The organism is Hyphococcus sp., assembly GCF_041986965.1.
GTDB lineage: Bacteria > Pseudomonadota > Alphaproteobacteria > Caulobacterales > Parvularculaceae > Hyphococcus.
Map to the genome: position 1 here is coordinate 953,830 of NZ_JBHIXB010000001.1, position 24,980 is coordinate 978,809.

Annotated in this window: 26 protein-coding genes and 1 tRNA gene; 14 read left to right on the top strand and 13 right to left on the bottom strand. The window is 60.1% G+C overall.

Going from position 1 to position 24,980, the window contains the following annotated elements; translation table 11 throughout:
* Nucleotides 1-9 precede the first annotated feature (9 nt).
* The 3 genes from ACFC5L_RS04745 to ACFC5L_RS04755 are packed head-to-tail and all read right to left on the bottom strand — an operon-like array spanning nt 10 to nt 2,847.
* On the bottom strand, nt 10-630 hold the full coding sequence (locus tag ACFC5L_RS04745) for a class I SAM-dependent methyltransferase (RefSeq protein WP_375201427.1): 621 nt from the start codon (nt 628-630) through the stop codon (nt 10-12).
* On the bottom strand, nt 627-1,700 hold the full coding sequence (locus ACFC5L_RS04750; RefSeq protein WP_375201426.1) for a lysylphosphatidylglycerol synthase transmembrane domain-containing protein: 1,074 nt from the start codon (nt 1,698-1,700) through the stop codon (nt 627-629). Before ACFC5L_RS04750 ends, ACFC5L_RS04745 begins: the two co-directional genes overlap by 4 nt.
* Entirely contained in the window at nt 1,684-2,847 is a 1,164-nt protein-coding gene (locus ACFC5L_RS04755; protein WP_375201425.1) for a glycosyltransferase, read from the bottom strand. The genes ACFC5L_RS04750 and ACFC5L_RS04755 overlap by 17 nt, the downstream gene beginning before the upstream one ends.
* Nucleotides 2,848-2,951: 104 nt before the next feature.
* On the opposite strand from ACFC5L_RS04755, the gene ACFC5L_RS04760 reads away from it, so the two are divergent.
* Both ACFC5L_RS04760 and ACFC5L_RS04765 read left to right on the top strand, forming a co-directional pair.
* Nucleotides 2,952-3,983 (top strand): glycosyltransferase family 2 protein, encoded by a 1,032-nt coding sequence (locus tag ACFC5L_RS04760; protein WP_375201424.1) that lies wholly within the window; start codon nt 2,952-2,954, stop codon nt 3,981-3,983.
* A 63-nt stretch (nt 3,984-4,046) separates the two neighbouring features.
* Nucleotides 4,047-4,589, top strand: coding sequence for a methylated-DNA--[protein]-cysteine S-methyltransferase (locus ACFC5L_RS04765; RefSeq protein WP_375201423.1), 543 nt, complete (start codon nt 4,047-4,049; stop codon nt 4,587-4,589).
* Between the two features lies 1 nt (nt 4,590).
* Here the strand turns inward: ACFC5L_RS04765 and htpX are convergent, their stop codons facing one another.
* Nucleotides 4,591-5,508 (bottom strand): zinc metalloprotease HtpX, encoded by a 918-nt coding sequence (gene htpX, locus ACFC5L_RS04770; RefSeq protein WP_375201422.1) that lies wholly within the window; start codon nt 5,506-5,508, stop codon nt 4,591-4,593.
* A gap of 69 nt (nt 5,509-5,577) precedes the next feature.
* Here htpX and ACFC5L_RS04775 point away from each other — a divergent pair, with 69 nt between their 5' ends.
* From ACFC5L_RS04775 to ACFC5L_RS04805, 7 genes are all read left to right on the top strand, one after another.
* The gene (locus tag ACFC5L_RS04775) at nt 5,578-5,793 is read left to right on the top strand and encodes a DUF1674 domain-containing protein (protein ID WP_375201421.1); all 216 of its coding nucleotides are present in this window, start codon (nt 5,578-5,580) and stop codon (nt 5,791-5,793) included.
* A 119-nt stretch (nt 5,794-5,912) separates the two neighbouring features.
* Nucleotides 5,913-7,115 (top strand): hypothetical protein, encoded by a 1,203-nt coding sequence (locus ACFC5L_RS04780; RefSeq protein WP_375201420.1) that lies wholly within the window; start codon nt 5,913-5,915, stop codon nt 7,113-7,115.
* A 181-nt stretch (nt 7,116-7,296) separates the two neighbouring features.
* Nucleotides 7,297-8,229: an ABC transporter ATP-binding protein gene (locus ACFC5L_RS04785; protein WP_375201419.1), complete on the top strand. Its 933-nt coding sequence runs from the start codon at nt 7,297-7,299 to the stop codon at nt 8,227-8,229.
* A gap of 9 nt (nt 8,230-8,238) precedes the next feature.
* Nucleotides 8,239-9,048 carry an ABC transporter permease gene (locus tag ACFC5L_RS04790; protein ID WP_375201418.1) on the top strand — a complete coding sequence of 270 codons (810 nt, stop codon included), beginning with the start codon at nt 8,239-8,241 and terminating at the stop codon, nt 9,046-9,048.
* Nucleotides 9,049-9,117: 69 nt separating this feature from the next.
* Nucleotides 9,118-9,282 (top strand): hypothetical protein, encoded by a 165-nt coding sequence (locus ACFC5L_RS04795; protein WP_375201417.1) that lies wholly within the window; start codon nt 9,118-9,120, stop codon nt 9,280-9,282.
* Nucleotides 9,283-9,291: 9 nt separating this feature from the next.
* Nucleotides 9,292-9,558, top strand: a complete 267-nt coding sequence (locus ACFC5L_RS04800; RefSeq protein WP_375201416.1) for a thermonuclease family protein — start codon at nt 9,292-9,294, stop codon at nt 9,556-9,558.
* Between the two features lie 103 nt (nt 9,559-9,661).
* Entirely contained in the window at nt 9,662-10,687 is a 1,026-nt protein-coding gene (locus ACFC5L_RS04805) for a methyltransferase (protein ID WP_375201415.1), read from the top strand.
* Here ACFC5L_RS04805 and ACFC5L_RS04810 read toward each other — a convergent pair.
* Both ACFC5L_RS04810 and ACFC5L_RS04815 read right to left on the bottom strand, forming a co-directional pair.
* Nucleotides 10,684-11,382, bottom strand: a complete 699-nt coding sequence (locus tag ACFC5L_RS04810) for a Crp/Fnr family transcriptional regulator (protein ID WP_375201414.1) — start codon at nt 11,380-11,382, stop codon at nt 10,684-10,686. The two genes, ACFC5L_RS04805 and ACFC5L_RS04810, sit on opposite strands and share 4 nt — an antisense overlap.
* 200 nt (nt 11,383-11,582) lie before the next feature.
* Entirely contained in the window at nt 11,583-12,914 is a 1,332-nt protein-coding gene (locus ACFC5L_RS04815) for a hypothetical protein (protein ID WP_375201413.1), read from the bottom strand.
* 208 nt (nt 12,915-13,122) lie between these two features.
* Between ACFC5L_RS04815 and ypfJ the strand changes: the two genes are divergently transcribed.
* On the top strand, nt 13,123-14,001 hold the full coding sequence (ypfJ, locus tag ACFC5L_RS04820; protein ID WP_445727735.1) for a KPN_02809 family neutral zinc metallopeptidase: 879 nt from the start codon (nt 13,123-13,125) through the stop codon (nt 13,999-14,001).
* 12 nt (nt 14,002-14,013) lie between these two features.
* Here ypfJ and ACFC5L_RS04825 read toward each other — a convergent pair whose 3' ends face one another.
* Together ACFC5L_RS04825 and apaG are read right to left on the bottom strand one after the other, a co-directional pair.
* Entirely contained in the window at nt 14,014-15,489 is a 1,476-nt protein-coding gene (locus tag ACFC5L_RS04825) for a TrkH family potassium uptake protein (RefSeq protein ID WP_375201411.1), read from the bottom strand.
* Between the two features lie 224 nt (nt 15,490-15,713).
* Nucleotides 15,714-16,154 carry a Co2+/Mg2+ efflux protein ApaG gene (apaG, locus tag ACFC5L_RS04830; protein WP_375201410.1) on the bottom strand — a complete coding sequence of 147 codons (441 nt, stop codon included), beginning with the start codon at nt 16,152-16,154 and terminating at the stop codon, nt 15,714-15,716.
* Between the two features lie 145 nt (nt 16,155-16,299).
* Here apaG and ACFC5L_RS04835 point away from each other — a divergent pair, with 145 nt between their 5' ends.
* A complete protein-coding gene (locus ACFC5L_RS04835) occupies nt 16,300-17,397 on the top strand; it encodes a 2'-deoxycytidine 5'-triphosphate deaminase (RefSeq protein ID WP_375201409.1) in 1,098 nt (365 codons plus the stop codon).
* Here the strand turns inward: ACFC5L_RS04835 and ACFC5L_RS04840 are convergent.
* The 4 genes from ACFC5L_RS04840 to ACFC5L_RS04855 all read right to left on the bottom strand — a co-directional run bounded on the left by ACFC5L_RS04840 (nt 17,372) and on the right by ACFC5L_RS04855 (nt 21,898).
* On the bottom strand, nt 17,372-18,646 hold the full coding sequence (locus ACFC5L_RS04840; RefSeq protein WP_375201408.1) for an MFS transporter: 1,275 nt from the start codon (nt 18,644-18,646) through the stop codon (nt 17,372-17,374). The genes ACFC5L_RS04835 and ACFC5L_RS04840 overlap by 26 nt on opposite strands.
* Before the next feature lie 708 nt (nt 18,647-19,354).
* Nucleotides 19,355-20,011: a DUF938 domain-containing protein gene (locus tag ACFC5L_RS04845; protein WP_375201407.1), complete on the bottom strand. Its 657-nt coding sequence runs from the start codon at nt 20,009-20,011 to the stop codon at nt 19,355-19,357.
* Between the two features lie 10 nt (nt 20,012-20,021).
* Complete coding sequence (locus tag ACFC5L_RS04850) at nt 20,022-20,960, bottom strand: radical SAM protein (protein ID WP_375201406.1); 939 nt, start codon at nt 20,958-20,960, stop codon at nt 20,022-20,024.
* Nucleotides 20,961-21,079: 119 nt separating this feature from the next.
* The gene (locus ACFC5L_RS04855; protein WP_375201405.1) at nt 21,080-21,898 is read right to left on the bottom strand and encodes a lipid-binding SYLF domain-containing protein; all 819 of its coding nucleotides are present in this window, start codon (nt 21,896-21,898) and stop codon (nt 21,080-21,082) included.
* 257 nt (nt 21,899-22,155) lie between these two features.
* Between ACFC5L_RS04855 and ACFC5L_RS04860 the strand changes: the two genes are divergently transcribed.
* Nucleotides 22,156-22,229 (top strand) — tRNA-Gly (locus tag ACFC5L_RS04860).
* A gap of 317 nt (nt 22,230-22,546) precedes the next feature.
* A complete protein-coding gene (locus ACFC5L_RS04865) occupies nt 22,547-23,338 on the top strand; it encodes an IclR family transcriptional regulator (RefSeq protein ID WP_375201404.1) in 792 nt (263 codons plus the stop codon).
* A gap of 2 nt (nt 23,339-23,340) precedes the next feature.
* Here ACFC5L_RS04865 and gloB read toward each other — a convergent pair whose 3' ends face one another.
* A complete protein-coding gene (gene gloB, locus ACFC5L_RS04870; protein ID WP_375201403.1) occupies nt 23,341-24,108 on the bottom strand; it encodes a hydroxyacylglutathione hydrolase in 768 nt (255 codons plus the stop codon).
* A 108-nt stretch (nt 24,109-24,216) separates the two neighbouring features.
* Here gloB and ACFC5L_RS04875 point away from each other — a divergent pair, with 108 nt between their 5' ends.
* Nucleotides 24,217-24,960, top strand: a complete 744-nt coding sequence (locus tag ACFC5L_RS04875) for a class I SAM-dependent methyltransferase (protein WP_375201402.1) — start codon at nt 24,217-24,219, stop codon at nt 24,958-24,960.
* The last annotated feature ends 20 nt before the right edge of the window (nt 24,961-24,980 follow it).

Genomic DNA, 24,980 nt, shown 5'->3' on the forward strand with positions numbered 1-24,980 from the left:
GACCAGCGGTCAGGACGCCCTGGTCAACATAAAGATGTGACTGGGGAACAGGGGCCGCATCAATTGCAGCATCCAAAAGGGGACATGCCGCGCCCAGGCGACTTCGCCATTGAAAGCGGCCGGATCATGCGCAACGCGGGCGCCATATTCGGCGACATCGAAGCCCGCGCGCCGGAATAGCGGCGCCATGGCGCGGTATTTCAAAACACGCTCATTGCCCACATGGCCTTCCATGATCGGCGAAGATTTGTTTGGAGTGGCGAGATAGACGCACCCGCCGGGCGCCAGCACGCGGCGGATTTCCGTCAGGTGCTTCATCTGGTCTTCCACATGTTCGATGACATGGTTTGAAATCACGAGATCGAAACGCCCGTCCTCGAAGGGCAGAGTTTCGTCGCGCGTCAGTTTGAATTCATAGCCGTCGAGAGGCGGCTTGCGCTGATCGGCGATATCGACGGAGGCGTGGCGGTTGCGTCCGGAAAAATAGGTGGAGATGCCGCCATTGCCGCAGCCAATATCGAGGGTTTGAAGTCCGGCGGTTTCCGCTTTGCGGAAATCGGCGACGACAAGGTCGATCATGCGGGCTTTTTCCCGACGGTCGAGTTTAACGACAGGTCCCCTGCCTTTCATGATCCGGCCTTTCCTTCTGTGTTCTGCGCGGGGAAGAAACGTCCATTTGCAAAACGCGCCGCTTCGATAACAAGTCCCATGGCGGCGATGGTCAGCTGAACGCTGAAATTCGCCAGCGAGAAAGCGAGCGCGTCGACTTCGCTGATTCCGTAAAGGCTCAAAAAGCCGATAAAGCTCACTTCGCGTAGGCCGATCCCCGCGATGGAAACAGGAAGCAGCGTGATGACGAAAACCGCAGACCGGACCCAGACCAAAGGCAACAGGCCGATCTCGACGCCGATGGCGTGGGCGATGAGAAAGGCGCTGAGTACAAAGAAGATAAAGGCCGCCGCCGAGTTTCCTGCAATGATCGCGATGTCGCTCAACGTCAGGCCCCGGAAGGCGGCGACGGCGTCAACGAGGCGCGCGATCTTTTTCGACACAAAAGTCGGCAGGAGCCGCTCCAGCCCTTGATTGAGGCGGGCGAGCAGCGTGCGGGCCGACTGCATGTGAAATGCGGCGAGCATCAACAACGACATGGCCGACCCCGTCGCCAGAACCGCAAGGAGAGGCCCGCGCCAGTCCGCGTTCAAAGGGGCGTCCATGAGCAACGCCAAAAATGAAAGCAGGAACAGGACGGCGAACTGAACGACCCGTTCATAGGCCATCAAGGCGAAGGCGTCGGCGCTGAAACGCCCGCCGCCATAGCGCGACCACCTGATCGCCGTGGCGACAATGCGCGGCAGGGCGATAACGTAAAACCGGACGGCGAGATTGATCGCGATCAGCGAAGGCAATGAAATCTTCAACTTGTTGATTGCAAGGGCGCGGCGCACGATCAGCGCCGGAAAGATAATCGTGCCAAGGAGCGCGCAAGCGAGCGCCGCAACAAACATGCCGGCGTCCATCGAAGCGATCTGATCGATGGCGCCGCGCGTATCGATCAGCGAGAAGCAAACGCTCAGCAAACCAAGTGCGATCAGCGCCTTTGCGGCGTGAATGGCGATTTGCCATCGGGTCGGCTGTGCGCCGGACGTCTCTTGCCTTACATATGTGTCTGGCGTTTCCGGCATGTCAGTCGGTTGTCCCAATCTTGAAATCCAGGCTGGCCGCGCGATGTTTGTCGGATCGCGTGTGCGTTTCTTCGGCGCCGAGCCGCGCTGCGCACATCACGCTTTGCGCAAAGCCTGCCCAGCTTAACCGCGCCCTTGCGGCGGTGATGTTTGCGGATAAGCTTGAAGCATCCTGGTTGACGCTGCGGGCGCGGATGATATCCGCCAGCGCTTCTGCATCGCCTGCCGGAAACAACCAGCCGGTCTCGCCCGGTCGGATCAGTTCGCGAAAGCCCTCAAGATCCGATGCGATAACGGGCTTGCTATAGTGGAAAGCCACCGGGGCCACGCCGGAGCCGGTGACATGCGTGTAGGGCAGGACGACAATGTCGGCGCGCTGAAAATGTTCCGCTGCGTCGGTGTCTGAAACATAATGGGAGACAAGCTCGACACGATCGCCGAGACCATGCGCATCGATCTTGTTGCGAAGCGCGTTCGCATCGCCCCAGACTTCGCCGACGATAGACAGTTTAACATCGCAGTCGGCGCAGTTCGCTAAGGCTTCGAGGAGAAGATCAGCGCCTTTATACGGGCGGACAAGTCCGAACATCAAAAGCTCAAGTCCCGCACGGCGGGGCAAACTTCCTTGCGCTTGCGGGTAATCGAACAGCGGATGCGGCGCGACGGTCACGGGAAGATCGCCGGCGATCCGCGCGATGGCGTTCGCCAGGGCCTGATTGTGCGTGACGGCGCCGTCCGCCTGCCGGATCTGCCTGGCGAGAAGCCATGACTTCCAGCCAGCGCTTTCGTGGTCAGCGGCGTTGTGGACCATCGTAATGACAGGAATCTCCGCGCGCCGCAGCGATGACGCAATAAAAGTCAGCGCCGGCGCTGTAAAAAACGTCCATGCCGGAATGATTGCGGCGTCAGGGCGATGCTCTTTGATGCGCTGCGCCGCTTTGCGCCAGCTTAAGGGATTGATGCTGTCGATACAGAAATCGGCGTCCGCCGGACGGGCGGTTTCATCGCGATCATTGTCGCCCGGAAACAGCCATGACGGATATTGGCGCGAGAATGAAAACCGGGCCACCTCGCCATGAGACGCCAGTTCATCCGCCAGCGCGCCGGTATGCCGGGCGACGCCGCTACGAAAGGGCGGAAAGGGTCCGATCAGCGCGAATTTCATGGCCTATTGATGCGGCTTTTATAGTTTATGCGGGCTTAATGTTTTTGCCTGCGCGCCGTCTCTGGCCGTAAATCCTTAAGGAATTTCGGCGATGGTCCGCGCCTATGGTCAAACTTGTCATTCAGATCCCCTGTCTTAACGAAGCGGAAACCATTGCCGCGACGGTCGCCGATTTGCCAAAGGCGATTGACGGCGTGAGTCAGATCGAAATTTTGATCATCGATGACGGGTCGACGGACGACACGGTTGCCGCTGCACGCGCGGCGGGGGCGCATCATGTGATTTCCAATGGCGCCAATCGCGGGCTGGCGCAGAGTTTTCAGCGCGGCCTCGATGCGGCCCTGCGGCTGGGCGCCGACATCATCGTCAATACCGACGGCGACAATCAGTATCACGGCGCCGACATCGCCGCGCTGGTGCGCCCCATTCTCGACAACAAGGCGGATATTGTCGTCGGCGACCGCCGGACGGAAACCATTGAACATTTCTCGCCCTTGAAAAAACGTCTCCAAAAAGCCGGCAGCGGCCTTGTGAGCGCATTGGCCAATGCCGATGTCGCCGACGCTGTAAGCGGCTTTCGCGCCTTTTCGCGCGACGCCGCCATGGGCGTCACGGTGCGGTCGAGTTTTTCCTATACGACGGAAACGCTCATTCAGGCCGGGCGCCGGCGCATGCGCATTGCATCGGTTCCGATCCGGACGAACAAGGTTGAGCGGCCGTCGCGCCTCTTCCGGTCGATCCCGCAATTTCTCGTTCGCACCGGCCGCACCATGCTGCGCGCCTATGCGATGTATGAACCGCTGAAGATTTTCGCGCTGCTCGGCATCGCCCTGATGCTTGCGGGCGCCGCGCCCGTCCTGCGGTTCCTTGTCCATTATCTCGCCGGCGACGGCGAAGGCATGATCCAGTCGCTGATCATAGGCGGCGTGATCATGTTGATCGGGGCGATCTCGGCGATGTTTGCGCTGATCGCCGATCTTGTCGCCTATAATCGCCAGCTCCTGGAGCTGACTTTGGAGCGCGTGCGCAAGATCGAATATGAGCTCGATACACAACGCAACGCCTCGAAAAAACGTCTTCCCATTGAAAAACTGCGCGAAGAACTGAAAGCGATCCGCGCCAGGACCGGCTCCTGACCGGGCCATCATCCGGCGCAGGAAACGGGCGGCGGCCCTTTCGAATCCATGCTAGTTACAGGCATGAGCGATTTTTCTTACACGCTTTTTGAAACGGCGCTCGGGCGCTGCGGCCTCGCCTGGGGGCCGAACGGCGTGCGGTCCGTAAGCTTTGCAGCGGCAAGCGACGAGGAGACGGTGAACCATCTATGCCGCCGTGCGCCCGGCGCAAGGGAAACGCATGCGCCGCCAGAGTCTATTGCGGCGATGATCAGCGACATCAAGGCGCTTTTTAAAGGAGAGGCCCGCGATCTTTCTTATGCGGCGCTCGACATGGAAGGCGTCGGCGATTTTGACCGCAAGGTCTATGCGTTGTCGCTGAAGATCATGCCGGGTGAAGCGAAAACCTATGGCGATCTTGCAAAGGCCATGGGCGATGTGGCGCACTCAAGACGGGTCGGTCAGGCGCTGGGGCGCAATCCGTTTCCGATCATCGTGCCTTGTCACCGGATTGTCGGGGCGTCGGGCGCCATGACGGGCTTTTCCGCGCCCGGCGGCGCGGAACTCAAACGCAAGCTCTTGAAAATAGAAGGTGCGCTCGGGCCGGATTTATTTGACGCGCTTTAACTTAGCCCCACGGCCCTCTGCGCTTGCTTTCAAACGGCGAAGGGCCTTCCGGGTCGAGGCGCATGGACGGGTCCCGCCCCGCCATCTGCATCAATCGGTCGATGCGGTTTTGCGTGCCGGGATGGGTGGAGAAAAGATTGTCGGCGCCGCGGCCTGAAAGCGGATTGATGATCATGAGCTGACCCGTTTCCGGGTGGCGTTCCGCCGTCGCATTCGGAATCTGCGCCGCGCCATTGGAGATTTTCGCAAGCGCCGAGGCGAGCCATTCCGGATGGCCGCAGATTTCCGCGCCCATGCGGTCCGCTTCATATTCGCGGCCGCGGCTGATCGCCATCTGCACGAGCGCCGCCGCCATGGGCGCGAAAATCATGATCGCAATGGCGCCGATGAGACCGCCGCCATTGTTGCGGTTACCGCCGAAGAATAGGGCGAAATTCGCAAGCATGGTGATGGCGCCGGCGATGGTCGCCGTCACCGTCATGGTCAGCGTGTCGCGGTTTTTCACATGGGCGAGTTCGTGCGCCATCACGCCCGCAACTTCCTGTTCCGTCAGCATGCGCAAGAGCCCCGTCGTCGCGGCGACAGCGGCGTTTTCCGGATTACGGCCCGTGGCGAAGGCGTTGGGCTGCTGGTTTTCGATGATGTAGACTTTGGGCTGCGGCATGCCCGCCCCGGCGGCGAGCTCGCGCACCGTTTGCGCATAGCGGCGCACTACGCCTGAACTGTGATTCTCGTCGACTTCCTGAGCCTTGTACATGCGCAGGACCATCTTGTCGGAGTTCCAGTAGGCAAAGAGGTTCGTGCCAGCCGCGAAGAGGAAGGCGAGCGTCATGCCGCCCGCGCCGCCGACGAGATAGCCAACCCCCATGAAAAGCGCGGTCATCGCCGCCAGCAACATGCCAGTGCGCAGTGTGTTCATGGAGCGGGCCTCTTTCTTTTCATCGCCGTTAAGAGCCCCTATATGTGGGCCCGAAAGGCTCGCTTCAATATGGCTGACGACACGGATAGCACCCCGAAAAAAGACCTGCCCCCCGCCGCAAAACGCGCGCTGGCCGAGGCGGAGGCGCGTCGCCGGGCTGCGACAAAGGCCGCCGCGGAGGCGGCGAAAGCCGAAAATCGCCCGAAGGAGATTAACGGGCCGAAGGGCGAGGAGCCGACCCGCTATGGCGACTGGGAGCGCGGCGGCCGCGCGGTGGATTTTTAGCCCGCCCTGCCTTGAGGCCGGAATTTTGTTCACAACAAAAAGAGAGTGGTGAAGGCGCCGTAGCGCCGCCCCGGCTTTGCGACTACGATTCACCCCGAAACGGCAATAAAGGGGTGAAGATGGCTTTTCGGGCGAGTGCGTTAGGATTTGCAGCGACATTCATGGCGGCGGGGTGTGAAGCGGCGCCCACGGAAGGCGAAGCGTCCGGCGCAATGGTCAAAGTTCGCACGCAACAATTTACCGACCGTCCGATCCCCCGCTTTGAAGTTGACGCCGCCTGGCCCGATCTTCCCGACGACCTCATGCTGGGCCAGATTCCGGGCCTCGCCGTCGACGGCAATGACAATGTCTGGATTTTGCAGCGGCCGAACTCTCTCGGCTTTTCCGACACCGGCCTCGATCAGAACCCGCCCATCGCCGTGTGCTGCCGCGCCGCGCCCCATGTGATGAAGTTTTCGCAAGAAGGCGCGTTGCTCGACGCCTGGGGCGGGGAGGAACATGCGCCCAAGATCGGCGGCGTCAGTCAGTGGCCGGCCAATGTCCACGGTCTTTTCGTCGATGCTGAAAACACAATCTGGATCGGCGGCAATGGCGACGGCGACCATGTGGTGCTGAATTTGACGAGCGACGGCGAGTTCATCCGCTCCGTGGGCCGCCGGAAAGAGACCGCAGGCAATTTCGATCGCGACACCCTCGGCAACCCGGCGGACATCGCTCCCGGCGGCGAAGGCGAAATCCTGATCGCCGACGGTTATATCAACAAACGCATTATCGGCTTCGACGAAGCGGGCGAGTTTACGCGCTTCTGGGGCGCTTACGCCGCCTCGCCCGACGATGAAACGCGCGCCGGCGCCTTCGACCAGTCCCAGGCGTCGAGCAATGCTGACGGCGGCGCGGACCCGGAATCGAAAAATTTTGGCGACATCGTTCATTGCGTGGTGAAGGGGCCAAACGACCGCATCTATGTTTGCGACCGGCGCAATAATCGCCTGCAGGTGTTTCAAACCGGCGATGACGGCGAGACTGTCTTCCTGCAGGATATCGTATTCGCTCCCGAAACAGGCGGTATACGGACGGTTTCCGACGTTGCGTTCTCTCCGGACAACGCCTTCATGTATGTCTCTGACATGATGAACGGGCAGGTCTGGATTCTTGACGCTAAAACCTATGAATTTCTCGGCGCTATCGGGCGCAATGGCCGCTATCCGGGGGAGTTCATCTGGCTGCACAGCGTCGATGTGGACAGCGACGGCAATATCTACACAACCGAAGTCAACACGGGCCGCCGTGTTCAGAAATTCGTTTTCACCGGCGTAAAATAGCGTCTTCCGGCGCCCCCTTTCATCGCATTCCCCGGTCAGGCTGACGCAAAAGCCTTGCCCGGGGGCAACGCCAGAGTCATCTTTTCTCGTAATCGGCGGTAAACAGCCGGGCCAAGCGCCGGAATGGCGGAAATGAAAAGGAGGCTTCACGGGAGATGTCCTGTCCCGTGAAACGGGGCCTATGAGCATTGCAATCGAGACAGAGGGTCTCAAGAAGCGCTTTCGCGGCGTCAACGCTGTTGACGGCGTCGATCTCTCGGTGCCGGAAGGCGCGATTTTCGGCTTTCTGGGGCCAAACGGCGCGGGTAAGACAACGACCATCCGGCTGCTGCTGGGGCTTTTGTCGCCCAATCGCGGACGCATCGCGATTTTCGGGGAGGATTTACGCCGCAACCGGTTGCGCGCGCTAAAATCCGTAGGCGTCGCATTCGAAACGCCGGCCCATTACGAACATCTGACAGGGCGCGAAAATCTCGACATTACACGCCGCCTGTTAAAGCTCGACAAATCCGACATTGATCGCGTGCTCTCGACGGTGGAGCTTTCCCATGTGTCGGACCGTCATGTGCGTAAATATTCCCTCGGCATGCGCCACCGCCTCGGTCTTGCGCGCGCGCTTCTCGGGTCGCCGAAGCTTCTCATTTTCGATGAACCCACCAACGGGCTCGATCCTGTGGGCATTCGGGAAATGCGCGACTTTATCAAAAGCCTGCCGGAACGCACCGGCGCCACGGTTTTTGTCTCGTCCCATCATCTCGCAGAAATCGAACAGATGGCGTCTCATGTCGCCGTGATCCATCTCGGCAAGATTGTGTTTCAGGGCGCGATGGGTGAATTGCGCGGCCTTCATGCGCCGCGGCTCGAAATAGGCTGTTCTGATGACGCAACCGCCACGGCGCTGCTGGGCGGCGGCGCCCGTAAGGTGGAAAATCGCAATGGCCGCCTCATCATCGAGTTGCCCACGGCCGACGGCGCGCAAGCGCGCGCGGCTTCGATCAACCGGCGGCTGAATGACGCCGGCATTGACGTTCATCATCTCGCCCTTGCGCCTTGGACGCTGGAGGAATTGTTCCTTCAGCTTGTCGGCGCAAAGACGCAACCCGGTCAGGAGTGAGGACACGCCATGCTCGCCTCCATTCAGGTCGAACTGATTAAACTGAAACGCTCCAAGATCATGCTGGTGATGCTCGCGGGACCGGCGCTGGTCGCGCTGCTCTTTTTCTCGCTGCAGGCGAGCGGGGCAAGCCTTCGCGCCTGGCCGCTTTATCTTTTTGCGGGACTGACCGCCTGGGCGACCTTCATGATGCCATTGACCGCGACAATCATTGCAACGCTTCTGGCGCAACTGGAGCACGGGCCGAAAACATGGGCGCATCTTCTGGCGCTGCCGGTGCCGAAATGGCGTGTCTTTGCGGCGAAGGCGATCGTTGCGCTTGGGCTCATTGCGATGATGAGCTTGCTCACCGGCGGCTTGCTGGCGTTTGGCGGCTGGCTCGCCGGCGCGCTCAATCCGGCGAACAAGCTCATGGACCCGGCGCCTTTCGCCGCGCTCGCCGAAACCATGGTGGATGCGGACGATACGACTTTTGGCGATATGGATGTCATGCTTATGGTCAGGGAATGGAAACGTGTGGTCGTCGAACGGCTCGCTTATGTTTATCTCTCGTCCTTCCTTTTAATCGCAGTCCAGCTCTGGGCGGCTTTCCGCTTCCGCAATTTCCTCATTCCCATGGCGCTCGGCGTTGGCGGCGGGTTCTTCGCGATCTTTGCGCAGGCGTCCCAATACGGCCTCTATTTTCCCTGGCTGATGCCGTTCAACACCCTCGGCTTTATGCCGGAAAATGTTGAAAAGGCGCTCGCTTATGGCCTTTTTGGCGGGATCGGCATGGGCCTTCTGATGCTTGCCGATATGAGTAGAATGCAAATAAAATGAAGTATTGTTGAAATAGTATAGCTCACCTATATTGAGAACAAACAATAAACATGCTACCTATGCGTGTGCATGAAAGCAATATTTGCATCAGTTTGGCTTTGTATTGCGCTGGGTATCGCGCTGGCGCCGCCGCCGCTCTGGGCGGCGGGGTTTTCCGGCCCGGCGCGCGCTCATGTGGAGCGGGTCATTGACGGCGATACAGTGAAAATGCGGGTCGCGATCTGGCTCGACTAGGAGCTTGTTGTGTCCGTGCGTCTCGCCGGCGTCGATGCGCCCGAGCTTTTCCGGCCCCGATGCGACGCCGAGCGCGCGCTTGCGCGCCGGGCGAAATCCTTTGTCGAGGAGTTTTTGCAGGCCGGAGAAGCCGAGCTCAGCGAAATCGAGCAAGGCAAATATGCCGGCCGTGTGGTCGCGCATATTGAGGCGGACGGCGCCGATCTTGGCGCTGCGCTGGTTGCGGCCGGTCTCGGGGTCGACGGCGCCAAGGGAAACTGGTGCGCCGGGGCGTAGGCGCCGATCAGAGAACGCCTGCGGTCGCCATTCCATGCGCAAAAAAGCGCATGGTCCCCGCTCCCTGTTATAGTCTTCCCTCGAGGATCACTCGGGAGAAACTATGACAGGCTTTTACGAAGCGCCGCCGGTGGACGACCGCGCTATTTGGGATCTCTGGCTTTCCATGCACTATTTTCCGGCGGCGACGGCGGTTCAGGAAGCGGGCGTGTTTGAAGCGCTTGAAACCGCGCCCATGGAGCTCGATGGTCTTGCAAAGAAACTCTCCCTGAATTCCAAAGCGCTTGGCGTAATCATGTCGCTGGTTGCAGCGCTGGGGCTTGTTCATCGCCGCGAAGGCGTCTGGCGTCTGACGCCTCACGCCCGCACCTATCTGCTCGCCGATACGACCTATTCCTGGTCGCCGCTTTTTGACGTCTATAAAAACGGCACGCCGCTTCACGCAGAACTTTTATCCTTGCTGAAAACGGGGCAGACCCCGCGGCAAGACAAGCCGTCTGATGGCTGGGAGGAAGGGAAAGTCCCGCCCGACGCCGCGCGCAGCATCGCGAAATTCATGCATGCGCATTCGCTGCCGGCGGCCGTGGCGGCGGCGCGGTCCGGCGCCTTTGACGGCGTTAAAAAACTCCTCGATGTGGGCGGCGGCTCCGGCGTTTTTGCGATCGCGGCGGCGCAGCGCAATCCATCGCTGAACGCCACGATCATGGATCTCGATACGATGTGCGATGCGGCGAGCGAGCTGTTCGTTGCTTCGTCCGGCGTTGAGGACCGGGTGAACACGCTTGCCGTCGACATGTTCCGGGAAGACTGGCCCGCAGGTTATGACGCGCTGTTCTTTTCCAATGTTTTTCATGACTGGGACGATGAAATCAATGCGCAGCTTTCGAAAAAGTCTTTCGACGCCCTGCCGTCCGGCGGCCGCATTCTCCTCCATGAGATTCTCATGACCGACAATGAAGACGGACCGGTGACGCCGGCGTCATTTTCGGTCCTCATGCTGCGCGGCACGAAAGGCAAGCAATATACGCTCCGTGAGCTGACGAAATTCCTTGAGGACGCAGGGTTCACGGGCGTCGAAGCGGTGCAGACAAGCCCCTATTATTCGGTTGTTTCTGCGAAAAAACCCTAGGCCTGGCGCTGCGCGGAGGACGAAAAACGCATGGTCTGACGGCGCAAGCCGTCAATATCGGTGATGCGCAAAGATCCGTAATGGGTCTCCACAAGACCCATGGACTGAAACTCGGAGAGAACCTTGTTCACAGCCTGGCGCGACGCCCCGACCATGACGCCAAGATCCTTTTGTGCGATTTTGAGCTCCATCACAGAACCGCCTCTCGCCCGTTCGCCGGCGGCGAGAAAAGCAAGGCGCGACGCGACACGCGCTTGCAGGGGAAAAATGGTGGCCACTTCTAAAGACATGATGGACGTGCGGGCGATCCGCGCCACATAGTTGAGAAGCACCGTCTCCAGCGCAGGATATTTTTGCCTAAGGTCGTTTAACTGGCTGCGGGCGAGAAACAGAAGCTCGCAGTCCGTCATGGCTTCCGCCGACACGGTGTAAGATCCGCCGTCAATCGCCGCGAGGTCGCCAAAACTCTCGCCGGCGCCGTTATGTTTGTAAATGAGCTCGCGGCCGTCCGGGGCGAGAGAGAACAGGCGCACCGTGCCAGAGACAACGCGGAAAATCCCCTTGGCGGGGCTGAAGCGCTCACAGATCAGCGCGCCTTGTTTGACGCGAACGGATTTCATTTGAGAAACCACATCGTCGCGCATGTCATCGGGAAGCGCGTCGATCCAGTTCAGATTTTCGGCGCCTTTGGCCACCCTTTCACGCTTCCTTCCATTCCCTCCGGCCAGAGCCGGAAGTCTTTCACGGCGACTGTATTTCCAAAACAAAGTCGGCAAACAAGGCTATGAACGCGTGACCGTTTTTAATGAAAACGCATGATCGCGGGCACCATGCCGCGCAAACCGCCCTAGCGCAATGAGGAGTAAAAATTTTTAAGCGCGTTCGTGCCGGCGGCTTAGCGGTAAAACACCGTTTCATTGCCGGTGAAACTCCACGGCTCGTCAAGGTCGATGCAGGCCGTAACATCGCTGCGGGCTTCGATTTTCAGGATGTCGAGACCGTTATCGCCCTGCTGACGTTGTAGCAGGACAACGCCGTTGACGAGCGGGCCGATGAAATTTGCGCGCAACTTCTGGTAGCAATAAACATCCATGTCGGCGACATTGGCGAAGGGCGTATTGATCCGGCCTTCGCCTTCGGTGAAGGACAGAAAATCTTTTGCAACGCCGTTTGCTGCGGCGCCGGGTGTTTTCGGCGGCGAGACCATGGCTTCGGTCAAGGATAGCAGGCGTCCGTGCAGGGCGAAGATCATCCGGTTCGGATCGATCGAGTCCGGCGACAGCGCAATGGCGCTCACCTTGCTGGCGGCGGCGTTATGCGCGGCGTCGGTAAACCATGCGCCTTGCGCGGCGCCGGGCGTGTCCACCAGCGCAGCGCGGCACGCGTTGTCGCCCTTGGCGCGGCGCACGCCCCAGCTGTCGCCGAGAAGCGCCGCCCATTTCGTCTGGTCATCCTTAGGCAGATAATCAATGGCGCAGCGCGCATGGGTGACGTCGGTTGTAATCGCGGCGAGAAGACTCGGCGGCGCGTCGAAAACTTCGGCGCGGGCGAAACTGTCGGTGCGATAGCGCTCGGGCCGCGCCAGCGCGGCGGGCGTCGCGTCGGGGTCATGCAACCCGACGTCAAAACCATCGCTGGCGCCGATAACATCGCCGACGGAGACGCGGATGCGGGTTTCAACGCCCATGTGATCGGGGGTGCCGAACTCGGTGAAAGCGACCAGTCCGCCGGCTTTTTCAAGAATGGCGTCATCGATACGGTCGATGCGGTCATAGTAAAATGAGATGTCGCCGCAACCGCGGAAATGAACGGTCCAGGAGGGGCCCGTGGCGCGGCCGTAAGCGTCACGCAAGGTGCGTCTTTCGATCGCGACAATGTCGGCTTTGGCGGGGGCGAGGGCGCTGGTTGTGCGCCGCTCAAAGGCCTGCTCGCCGGACCGGGTGTTGATGCGGATATAAGGGGCCGGCAGGGCTTCGCCCGGCGCCGTCACGCCGCCCAGCGGCGACACCGACAGAACATCGTCCAGCGGGGCGAACGGCCCGGAAAGCACCGGCTCGCCAATGGCGCAGGCGCGCGTCTCCATAGGCGCGCCATCCGCGCGCGCGGCGAACGCTTCGGCTTTTTCGGCGAATTTTGCGCCGCCCTGCGGCCACGCGATGGCCGCGCCAAACAGCGCTGCTGTGATGAACGCCGCTGCAAGTCTTACAGCGTCACCGGTTCCGGACATGAAACAACCCCCGATGTCCCCCCACTGGGTGAGGGCAGAAAGTCCTATGTGGGCGCCGCCAAGTCAAGGCGGGGCGTGGAACCCTCGGCCCCGCAAGGGGTTGAGGGCTCGACAGGCGCCGGACTTTGCGGCTTATTGGCGGTTAAATCCAAGGGTTAACGGGCCTAGGGGTTATCCTATCCGGGCCTGGGCGGGAGACGCGACGATGGTGAAATGGCAGGGGCGGCGCCAGAGCCGCAATGTGGAAGACCGCCGGGGCGCGGCGGCCGCGGGCGGGGCGGGGATCCTCCTCATGCTCTTGCGCCTGATTATTGGCCGCTTCGGCATCCGCGGGCTCCTCCTTGTGGGCGTCATCGGCGTCGGCCTCTATATGGCCGGGGTCAATCCCATGGCCTTGCTCCAGGGCGGCGTCGGCGGCCAGCAGCAGGCCGAGCCCATAGACGACGAATCCTCGCAATTTGTCCGTGCTGTGCTGGCTGAAACCGAAGACGTCTGGTCGTGCCTGTTCGAGGAGGCCGGTTCCGATTACCCTGAGCCGACGCTGGTCATGTTTTCCGGCAACACGCAGTCGGGCTGCGGTTTTGCGTCCTCGGGAACCGGACCGTTTTACTGTCCCGCCGATCAGAAGCTTTATCTTGATGTCGGGTTTTTCCGTGAGCTGGCGCAGCGTTTCGGCGCGCCGGGCGATTTTGCGGCGGCCTATGTGATCGCCCATGAGGTTGGCCACCATGTGCAGACGGTGACGGGCATTTCCAATCAGGTGCGCACGGCGCAACAGCGCGCCCGGGGCGAAGCCGAAGCCAACGCCTATCAGGTGATGATGGAGCTTCAGGCCGACTGTTACGCCGGTGTCTGGGCCCATTACGCCGATCGCATGGGTCAGTTTCTGGATGAAGGCGATATCGCCGAAGGCCTCAAGGCGGCGGAGGTGATCGGCGATGACGCGCTTCAGCGCGGCGCCGGCCAGGAAGTGCAGCCGGAAAAATTCACCCACGGATCATCGGCGCAGCGCCAGCGCTGGTTCACGCAGGGCTATCGCACCGGAAGCGTTGACGCCTGCGACACCTTCAACGCGCAAAGTCTTTAGCCGCTCGCTAGATCAACCGCGCCAGAAGGCCGGCGAGAACAAGACAAGAATGGTGAAAAATTCGAGCCGGCCAAGCAGCATCCCCGCTGACATGGCCAGCTTGGCGGCGTCGGGAAGAGTGGCGAAATTGCCCGCCGGGCCGACGATGTCGCCAAGGCCCGGGCCGACATTCGCCACGGCTGTGCCCGCAGAGGAAATCGCCGTCAGCGTGTCGAGGCCAAGACCTGACAGAAAGACGGCGAGCGTCGCGAAGATCGCGAAATAGACGAAGAAAAAACTCAGCACCGAAACGAACACATCGTTGGTGAGCGGATGTCCGTTATAGCGCTCCACAAAGACGCCGTTCGGATGCGCAAGGCGCCGCGCATAAAGAACAAGCGCGGCCAGCGCTACCTGAAAACGAAAGATCTTCATCCCGCAGGATGTTGAGCCGGCGCAGCCGCCCACAAACATGATGCAGAAAAAGAACGCGATCGCGAAGGGCCCCCAGTCGTCGTAATCGGTGGTGGCGTAACCCGTGCCGGTGAGGATCGACACGACATTGAAAATCGCCATGCGGAAGGCCGTGAAAAGCCCCAGATGACCAAAGGCCTCGATGACGTCCACCATCACGGCGAGCGTCAGAACGAGGATGGTTAGGGCAAAGAAGCGGATCTGACTGTCCGTAAACAATCTTTTCCAGGCGCCGCGCATGATGACGATGAGAAAGATGCCGAAGGGCAGGGACCCAATCACCATAAAGACCGTGATGACGAGGTCCAGCGGCGCGCGGCCGACGGTCAGAAAGGCGCCGACCGAAGCGTCCTTGGTTGAAAAGCCGCCGGTGGAGATCGCCGTCAGGGCGTGATTGAGCGCATCGAAGGCGGGCATGCCAAACCCCCACAGGGAGATGAAACAGGCGATGGTGAAAAACACATAGATGCCGCTGAGGCCGAGCGAATATTGCGCAGCGTTGGCGATGTATTTTTCCGACGTGTCCCAGGCTTCGTTTTTGAAAATCTGCATGCCGCCGACTTTCAGCGCGGGCAGCACGGCGAAAGCCATGATGATGACGCCGACGCCGCCGAACCATTGCAGCATGGAGCGCCACAACAAGAATCCGGGCGGCGCATCGTCAAGACCGCTGACCACGGTCGAGCCGGTTGTCGTGATGCCGGACATCGCTTCGAAAAACGCATCCGTATAAGACAGCTCCATCTCGCCGAGCGCGAGCGGAATGGCGGAGAACACGACAAGCGCCAGCCAGCTTGCCGAGGTCAGCAGAAATCCTTCGCGCAGGGAGATCGTTTCGATCCGGCCCCAGCTTGCCGCCGCTGCGCCGCCGCCAATCAGAACCGCCGCCGAGGCGCCGATGGCGAAGGCGGACCAGTCCGCGCGATGGACCTCAGCCGTCGCGAGGAGATCCGCCATCATGGGGATAAGCATCATCACGCCCAGCGCGGCCACAAGCGCGCCCGTAACCAGCAAGACAGGGCGGAAGTTCAGCATGAAAAGCGTTCGTCAGCGACGCCCCCAGAGCCCGGCGCGAGGTTGAGGATAATCCGTCGAATGGCGGATGGACAGATGTTCGTTTGCCAGAACACGATGCCTTTAGGGCTCTGATTCCTTAATATTTGAGAGTCTGACCGCATGAACTTGTGGCTGGCGGACGTCTGATCATTTGCAATCTAGCCCAATTTTGAAGCCAGAGTCAGACTCTTGCGGGCAGGCTGTTAATGGACTTGGCGCATTTCATGCGGGCTGTCGAGGGAGAAGGCGGGGATATCGACGTCGAAGATCTCGCCGCCGGCGGCCTCCATGCCATAGGCGCCGACCATCAGGCCGGAGGGCGTCGCCAGGGGCGCGCCGGAGGTGTATTCGAAGCCTTCGCCGGGGCGGATCACGGGTTGTTCCCCCACCACGCCGTCGCCGGCGACGACATCGGTCTGGCCGCGGGAATCGGTGATCCGCCAATAGCGCGTGCGCAGTTGCACGGGCGTCTCCGATTCATTGTTGATGCGGACCGTATAGGCCCAGACATAGCGTGGTTCTTCCGGATCTGACTGGTCTTCAAGGAAACGCGGCGTCACGCTGACGCGAATGCCACGCGTCACGCTTTCATAGTTTTCGCCGCTGCGGTCTCCCCTAGACATCGCGCCGCCCTGCAACTCCATGAACTATCCCCTTTTTGCCCAATCTATGCTGCGTCGTTGCAATGCGCCAGACAATGAATGCAAATTCAACGAGGCGGGGAAAGGCCGGCGAAGCGTGCACGCTAAAGCCCTTGCCATCAGCGCTTGTGGAAGGCAAACGAGCCTGATGAAGGATGGAACGACACCGATGGAGATGCTGACGGAGGGCGTGCTCGCGTCGCAAACCATTGCCGCGCTGATGGAAAGCGGCGTGATCGTGGGGGCGCATCCCACACGCCTGCAGCCGGCGAGCCTCGATCTCACCCTGTCGCCTCGCGCGTGGCGGGTGCGCGCGTCATTTCTTCCCTCGCGCGCGCGCCGGGTGGCCGCGCGCCTCGCCGACGGTCTCGCCATGCAGGAAATCGATCTTTCCGCCGGCGCCGTTTTTGAGCGCGGCTGCGTCTATCTTGTGGAGCTTAATGAAAGGCTGGCGCTGCCCGAAGGGCTCAAAGGCGCCGCCAATCCGAAAAGCTCCACCGGCCGCATCGATGTTTTTGTGCGCCTCGTCACAGATTATGGCGCGGCCTTCGATGAAATTCCGGCGGGTTATGAAGGGCCGTTATACGCGGAAATCAGTCCACGGACGTTTTCCATTCTCGCCCGCGCGGGATCGAGCCTCAATCAGCTGCGCCTCAAATATGGGGAGTGCCGGCTCGATGACGCCGCGTTGAAGAGGTTGAATGAGGCGTCGCCGCTGGTTGACGGACCGGCCGACATTGCGGGCGGGCTGGGGCTGTCCGTTTCTCTTCAGTCTGACAGCGAATTTATCGGCTGGCGCGCGCGGCGTCATTCCGCGCTGATCGACGTCGATAAGGTCGGCGGCCTTGAGCGTCAGGACTATTTCGAGCCGATCGCCGCGCCGAAATCTGGATTTATTATTCTTGACCCTGACGAGTTTTATATTCTCGCCTCCAAAGAAGCGCTGGCGGTGCCGCCCGATTACGCCGCCGAGATGACGCCGATCAGCCCCGGCCTGGGTGAGTTTCGGGTGCATTATGCGGGTTTTTTCGATCCCGGCTTTGGCTGGCGTGAAGGCGGCGTGAATGGCTCGCGCGGCGTCCTTGAGGTTAGAAGCCATGACGCGCCCTTCGTTCTTGAGGACGGTCAGCTTGTGGCGCGCCTTGTTTATGAGAAAATGGCGGCGCGCCCGGAACGCCTTTACGGCGAAACCATCAAGTCAAACTATCAGGGCCAGGGCCTTAAACTGTCGAAGCATTTTCGCTGACGCCTTCTTCGGCGCCGTCATCTTCATGCTCACCGCGCGGATCGATTTCAAACACCGTGGGGGAGGTGCGCGGTACGGAGACATAGGCTTCGCGGTTTTTCTGCGGCGCGGCGTCACGCGCGAGGATGCGGTAAAGCCCGAACACAACAAGCGCGCCGTAAATCGCAGATGTATGAATAAACAGCGCCTTCGGTCCGAACGCATTCATGACGACAGGCGCAATCACCGGTCCGGCGACGGCGCCCGCGCCGTAAAGCCAGAGAAGCCCGGCGGCGAGCGTCACATATTCATGAGGTTCGGCGCGGTCATTGGCGTGCGCAACGCACAAGCCGAATATGGGCATCGCCGTAAAGCCGAAAGCAAAGCCGCCATAAAGCAGCATGTCGCTGGAGACGCCGCCCGCCAGCGCGAGGAAGACGCCTGACGCCACACACAGGCCCGCCGTTGCAATGACGACGATGCGCCGGTCGATGCGATCGGAGATCAGCCCGAGCGGCCATTGCACCAGCGCGCCGGCGACGACAACCGTCGTCATGAATACCGCGACGGTGGCGACGGCGTAGCCGAGTTGTTGAACGTAAACGGCGCCGACCGCCCAGAAGGCGCCATTGGCGCCCCCCACGGCGAGGCATCCGGCGGCTGCGAGGGGGGAGATTTGAAACAGCTTGCGCAATTCGAGCTTTGCGCTGGCGATCGGGCTGGGCTGCGCGGAAGTGGTCATGGCGACCGGCACCAGCGCGAGCGAAATCAGGATTGAAACGATGGCGAACAGGGTGAAGGCGGTGGGCGCGGCAAGCGCGATCAGGGCCTGGCCAAGCGTGGCGGCGGAAAGGTCCACCAGCCGGTACACGGCGAGGGTGCGGCCGCGCTGTTCATTGTCCACGGCTTCATTGATCCAGCTTTCGATAATCATATAGAGCCCGGCCAGGGCAAAGCCGGTGATGACGCGCAGGACCAGCCAGAAAACGGGCTGCACCGCGAGCGCATAAGCTAGGGCGGCGGCGGAAGCGATGGAGGCGAGAGCCGTAAAGGCTCGAATATGGCCCACCCGCTTCACCATGCCGGGCGCGAACTGGCATCCGGCCATGAAGCCGACGAAATACGCGGACATGAGGAGGCCTACCAGCACCAGCGGGAAGCCTTCTATATTGCCGCGCACGGACAGAAGCGTTCCCTGAAGGCCATTGCCGGCGATCAAAAAAAACGCCGCAATCAACAGGGCGGCAAGGGTGCGGATAGTCCGGGCCATGGCGGCCCTATACAGGTCTTTGCAGGGGCCCGCATAGGGCCGCTGAGAGGGAAATTCCGCGCTTAAGCAAAGAAAAGGCGCAAACGAAAAAAGGGCGACGCTTGCGCGACGCCCTTTCTTCCCGCTTACGCGAGAAATCCGGAGCACACCCCAATCCAGTGAGAATTCAGATGCTCTCCAGTGCGACTGTTAAATATCAGCGTTACCGCCAATATCTTCAACCGCTAGACCTTTCGGGCGCACAACTCGGGTCGTGGCTGCCGGCAATTTGCGTTTCGCCATGTCCGCCGCCATGCGTCCTTCAGATCCGCGCCGCCTTTCCCATCGCGCCAGCTTGCGCTGTCGCATGATGTTGACGTCGCGCGCCGTTTCACAGCTTGCCTGCTGTACACGGCGATGCCAGTCTCCCGGTTCACGAACCGCCTTTCGGCCTTCCGTTCAGGAGCGGACCGCTCAGGTCCGGCCATGCGCGACAAATCCCGCCTTTCGGTTTTGTCTTGCCCGATATGCTTCTGAGCGTCGCATTCGGACCAGCGCATCATTTCGTCTGCTCGTTCCACCCTCAGCTAGGCAAGCGCTGCGAATGGCCGGTAGAGCCGCGAAACATGATCAGGATACCGAAGAATTGACTGACGTCGAATCATTCTTTTCCACATTCTTTCGCCCATGCCTGTGGGGAAAAGAGGGCGCTGATTCAAAATGTTTTTGTCAGTTTTTCCGGAAGATGACGGAAAAATTATTCGCGGGCATTTCCACAACTTCTTCAAGGCTGAGGAAATTTTTTTGCGCAAGCGGCGCGATGTCCCGTTCCAGATCGCGCACGCCCCAGCGGGCGTCGCGTGATTTAAGGCTTTGATCGAACGCCTCGTTGGACGCCGCTGTGTGAACGCCGTTTCTAGAGAATGGTCCGTAAAGAAACAGTTTCCCGCCGGGCCGCAACAATCTGCCTGCGCCCGCGAATAATCCTTCGGCCGCGGCGAAAGGCGCGATGTGGATCATGTTGATGGAGACAACGCCATCAAAAGGCGCCGCAAGGCTGGCGTCCCAGTCGCGCACGGCGACATCAATCGCGTGCGGTCCCTGAAGATTGTCGAGCCCGGCCTCTGCGATCCAGGCGGCAATGGAGGCGCGCGTCGTTTCATCCGGGTCGCCTGTAAACCAGCTTGCCTCCGGCAGGGCGCTGGCGAGATGAACAGCGTGCTCGCCTGTTCCGCCGCCGACTTCCAGGATGGTTCCTTCTTGCGGCATCGTGGCGAGAAACGCATCGCGAATGACGTCGCGATTGCGCGCTGTTGAAGGCGAAACCAGTTTGGCGCCTTCAGCGCCGCGTTGCTCAAGAGCGGTTTCTTTTGGCGGTGTGTTCATAAGGCGCTGCTTACCCTGAACAGCTCGCGCCGCCAAGGACGCAAAATTGCGCGCAGAAAGGGTGATTAAGTTTCACCGGCGTTGAAGCTTTGGCGAGGCTCTCGCCCAGTTCGAAACGGGCGTCATAAGGAAGGAGCGTGCAGGACAACACGACAGGTTTGTCAGCGCCTTTGCGTTTAACGAGCATGCGGGAGCTGGCGCACATGACATCGGCCGGGTTTTTGCCGAGTATCGACCAGCAGGCGTTCGTGATTTCGGGAACATCCCTGACGGGATCCATTTCCGGAAAAATGACAAGCTGCGCCGGATCATGCGCGTCGAGCGTAAGGCTGGATGTTGCAAACAGCCTGGCGAAGCCCGTCCGTAAATCCTGTTCGCTTTCGCCTGTCAGGCTGCGTCCGGCGATGGTGATGGCGAAGCCGTTGTCGTGAAGCCATTTAACGCCCGCCATCCCTGCGTCAAAGGCGCCGCGCCCGCGTTCTGCGTCATGGCCTTCTACTGAATAATGATCGAGACTGATGCGCAGGCCCAGGCGGTCGCCAAATTTCTTGCGAAGGTCCGTGAGCCCCTCGCATATGCGAGGACGCATCATCGGGCGCATGGCGTTGGTGAGAATCAGGGTTTCAAAACCGCGCGACAAGGCCGCTTCGGTCATGGGGATCATATCCGGATTCATGAAAGGCTCGCCGCCGGTGAAGCCGATCTCCGCCGCGCCCATGCTGCGCGCTTCTTCTAGAAGCGGCGTGAGATCTGCGGCCGTCAAATAGACGAGACGGTCATTGGAAGGCGAGGATTCGATGTAGCAATGCGTGCATTCCACATTGCACAATGTGCCTGTGTTCACCCAGAGTGTGTCGAGCTTTACGAACGGCGCGGCGGCGCGCGTTTCGCCTTCCGCTGTAATGTCCGGGTGCTGAAATTTTTTCAGCGTGTGCTGTTCGCCGTCCATGTGGGTCTCGCATATACTAACAAGCAAGCATGAACGAAAACGCCCGCCGGGTGCAACCGGCGGGCGTTTTCGCCTTGATCACTTAAAGATCAATTCTGTGTCATCACGCGGATGGCGCGTTAATTATTCTCGCCAATGGGCGCGCCCCAGACTTCATCGTCTTCATATTCCGGTTCTTCCGGCAAGGGTTCGCCGGTAACCGGATCGATGCGCGCGGGCTGCACCGGCGCCATCATGGTCGGCTGCGCGCCCGGCTGATCGCGATGAGCGAGCGCCCAGACCGCGTTTTGCAGAACCGCCGATTGCGGCTGCGAAACCTTTTCGCGGTAGATGATGTCGGCGGGCGTGACATTCGCCTGATAGTAATCCTTATTCCAGCTGTGGCGCGCCTTGAGGATGGCGCCTTCAAGGCTCACTCCGCCATAAAGGCCGCGCGAACGCGAGAAGGCGAGGATGTCCACGGTCTGCGCTTTCGCGCCCGCGCCAATCGGGCCGGCGGCGAGGGAGAGGTCGGCGCCGAGCTTTACCGTCGTCGACAGGAGATGTTCCATGCCGCGCTGTGTCATGACGGCGAGAATGGTTTCTGATCCTTCAAGGCCGGCCTGGAAGCCGAGAGAGATGGAGCCGATCGTGAAAAAGGTCGGTTCCGACCAGCTTCCGTCCTCATTGCGGGCGATCATGACCGCATTGCCGCCGGACGCCCCGAGGATGAACCCGCCGCGAATGGATTTTGGCACGATCACCATGGCCTTGGCGTCATCCGCCAGTTCCCATAAGGGCTCAAAAGCGCTGTCATTGGCGAAATAGCTCACCGTGTCCGCCGCCTCGACCACTAATTCCGCAGCTTTTTCCGCCTTTGGCTTGGCGGCGGCGGGGGCGATCGCAACAAGAAGCGCCGCACCGAACGCGCTGAAAATGCCTGTTAGCCGTTTCCACATGACCGGCCTCCTTTCAAAATCCCGAATTTTCATGAAAACGGCGGGAAGCCGCTTTCGTTCCGGCATAGATAAACCTGTTCGCGCGGGCTTAAAGATGGCGCCGCGCAGCTCCAGAAATGAATTCTTGGTGAGATTTGCGGGCCGGGTCGAGACCTTTTCGGCGCCGAATTGGCTTGGGCCGGCCGGAAAACGCCCGCTTGACCTTTTTTCACGCCGGGGTGAAATGGGTAATGTCGGCTGGCCCATTCCAGGCTGAGGCGGGTGTAGCTCAATGGTAGAGCAGAAGCTTCCCAAGCTTACGACGAGGGTTCGATTCCCTTCACCCGCTCCATATATGTAGTTACTCTACACATTTGCACAAATGATGTTGCGCGAGCGAACTATACTGGATTTTCATTGTAAAAAGCAGAGATGATAGTATCGGTAATGTTTCTTCTTGCAATGCGGAATTTGTTTCGTATTGCAAAATCGAAAAAAACTTCCGTTTTTCAATTGGTGTTGTATTATAAAACTATTCCAACCATTCGTAATTAAAATGATTGGATTGAATGCGCGCTTCCGGGGGGGTGCCCGCACAAATTTAAATAGTGCCGTCAGGACAGGGGCCTTTGCCGCTGCTTGTCTCGCGGCAAACTTTGCGGGGAAACCATGGACAAAGCTGAAAGTGAGACCGCCTCCGGAGTTAAGTCAGTCAGTCAGGCGATCAATATTTTGAATGTTGTGGCCCAGATGGATGGGCCGGTGTCGTTAAAGGAAATTGCTGCAAGAGCCGGCGTCGCGCCGAGTAAAGGGCATCGATATTTGCAGAGTCTTTGTGCTTGCGGATTTTTAAACCAGACAGCGAAATCCGGGGCTTATGACCTTGGCATGGAAACGCTGCGGCTTGGACTTGCAGCGATCAATCGTGTCGACATTGTAAATCGCGCTGGAGAAGCGCTGCCGGCGCTAACCGAACAAACCAATGCGGATGGATTCCTTACCGTCTGGGCGGATAGCGGCCCGACAATTGTGAGGTTTGAACGCTCGAAACAGCCCACAATGGCGATGCTGGGGGCGGGTGTTTCCATCCCGGTTCTTTCATCTGCGACCGGGCTGGTTTTTTTGGCGTTCGGTAATTCTGACCGGATCGCAGAGGTCGTTCGCAAGCAGACCGAGAAGAATTTCGATACGGCCATGAAAGAAGTGTCATCTAATGTCGAGAAGGTGCGAAAAGCGGGTTACGCCTATTCCGTCGGCCTCATCATGGCGGGCCGGCAGTGCATTTCCGCGCCGATAATGTCCTATGACGATAAGGTGATTGCGGCGGTTTCGCTGGAGCAAAGCATTATCGAGCCTGATTGCCCAGAGGTGAAGGCAATGCTCGATTTTTGCAAACGCTATTCCGTTCGCAAGCGCGGCTATGCTGAAGAGACCCTGATCGAAAAACGCATCGCCGTTTAGCGTCAGAAATTGTCTTTAAGCCGCCTTGTTTCGGCAAAGGCGTCAACAGGTTTTGCGCCCGGCATCTTGATGGCGGCCTGTAACGACGGGTCGCCCGCGCGCAGGAACGGATTGGTTGCAAGCTCCAGCGCCACCGTTGTTGGAACGGTCGGAATGTTTTTTGCGCGCATGGCGTCAACATCATCTGATCGTTTTTTAAGATCGTCATTTTCGGGATCGACGGAAAGCGCGAAGGCGGCGTTTGCTTTCGTATATTCGTGGGCGCAGTAAAGTTTCGTCTCCGGCGGAAAGGCGGCGATCATCGACAGGGACGCCCACATCTGTTCTGCCGTGCCCTCAAACAACCGGCCGCAGCCCATGGCGAAAATGGTGTCGCCGACAAAGGCGGCGCCGTCATCGGCGAAATGATAGATGACATGGCCAAGCGTATGCCCCGGGGTCGTATGAACAACCGCTTTTGACGCGCCGAGCATAATCTCGTCGCCATCCCCGACGAGCCGGTCAATACCGGGAATTTTTTCCGCCTCGCCTTTCGGGCCGATGATCGTGCAGCCCCATTTTTCTTTCAGCGCCAGGTTGCCTCCCGCGTGATCCCAGTGGTGATGGGTGTTGAGGATATGGGTGAGCTTCCAGCCTGCGGCGGCGAGCTCACCGTTGATCGCGTTCGCATCCGGCGTGTCGATCGTCGCCGTCGCGCCCGTTTCCCGGTCATGGACGAGAAAGCCGTAATTATCGGAAAGGCAGGGGAATTGGCGGATATCGATGGGCATGCGGTCAGTCTTTCAAAGGGATGGCGCGGGCGTCATTGACGCCGGATTAAGACCGCCAGCATAACAATCGGGAAGGCCCCGCGCAAAATCAAAGGGGCGGGACGGTTCATGCGCACGGATATCCTCGATTTTCATGAATTCTATCAGGCGCCCTTGGGGCGTCTGGCGCGTGATTTCATTTCCGGCCGTCTCGTTGAAATCTGGGGCGACGGCGCCGGGCTGGCCATCGCCGGTTTCGGTTATGCAAATCCTTATCTTGAACTGTTCACCAGCGCGGCCGCCCGCTTTGCGCTGGCGCCCGGCGGACAAGGCGTTATCCGCTGGCCGCCGGGAAAAGCGAATACGGCCAGCCTTGTCGGCGAGCATGAATGGCCGATCCCCGATGCAAGTCTTGACCGTGTGCTGATCGTTCACGGTCTTGAGGAGGCGCCGCAGCCCCAGCGCCTCATGCGTGAGGTCTGGCGCGTTTTGAAAGACGACGGCCGGGTCATTATCGTGGCGGCGCACCGGCGCGGTCTGTGGTCGGTGATCGACACGACGCCTTTCGCCGCCGGCCGGCCTTATCACAAACGCCGTCTGGAGGTTCTCCTGCGCGACGCCGTTTTTAGGCCAACCGTATGGAATGCAGCTTTGTTCTTTCCGCCTTTCCGGTCAAAGCTGTTATTGCGCGCGGCGCGTGCATGGGAGCGGGCGGGCGCGGCGCTGTGGCCGGGGCTTGGCGGCGTTCTTATGCTCGAGGCGGAGAAGGATATGCTCGCTCCCGTTGGTCTCGTCCGGCGTGAAGGCGCGCGCGCGCTGCGTCCCGCCATTGCAGCGCCTCAGCCCACAAGACGCAACGCCGCGCCGCGATAGGGCTTGGTTGCCAGCGCAGG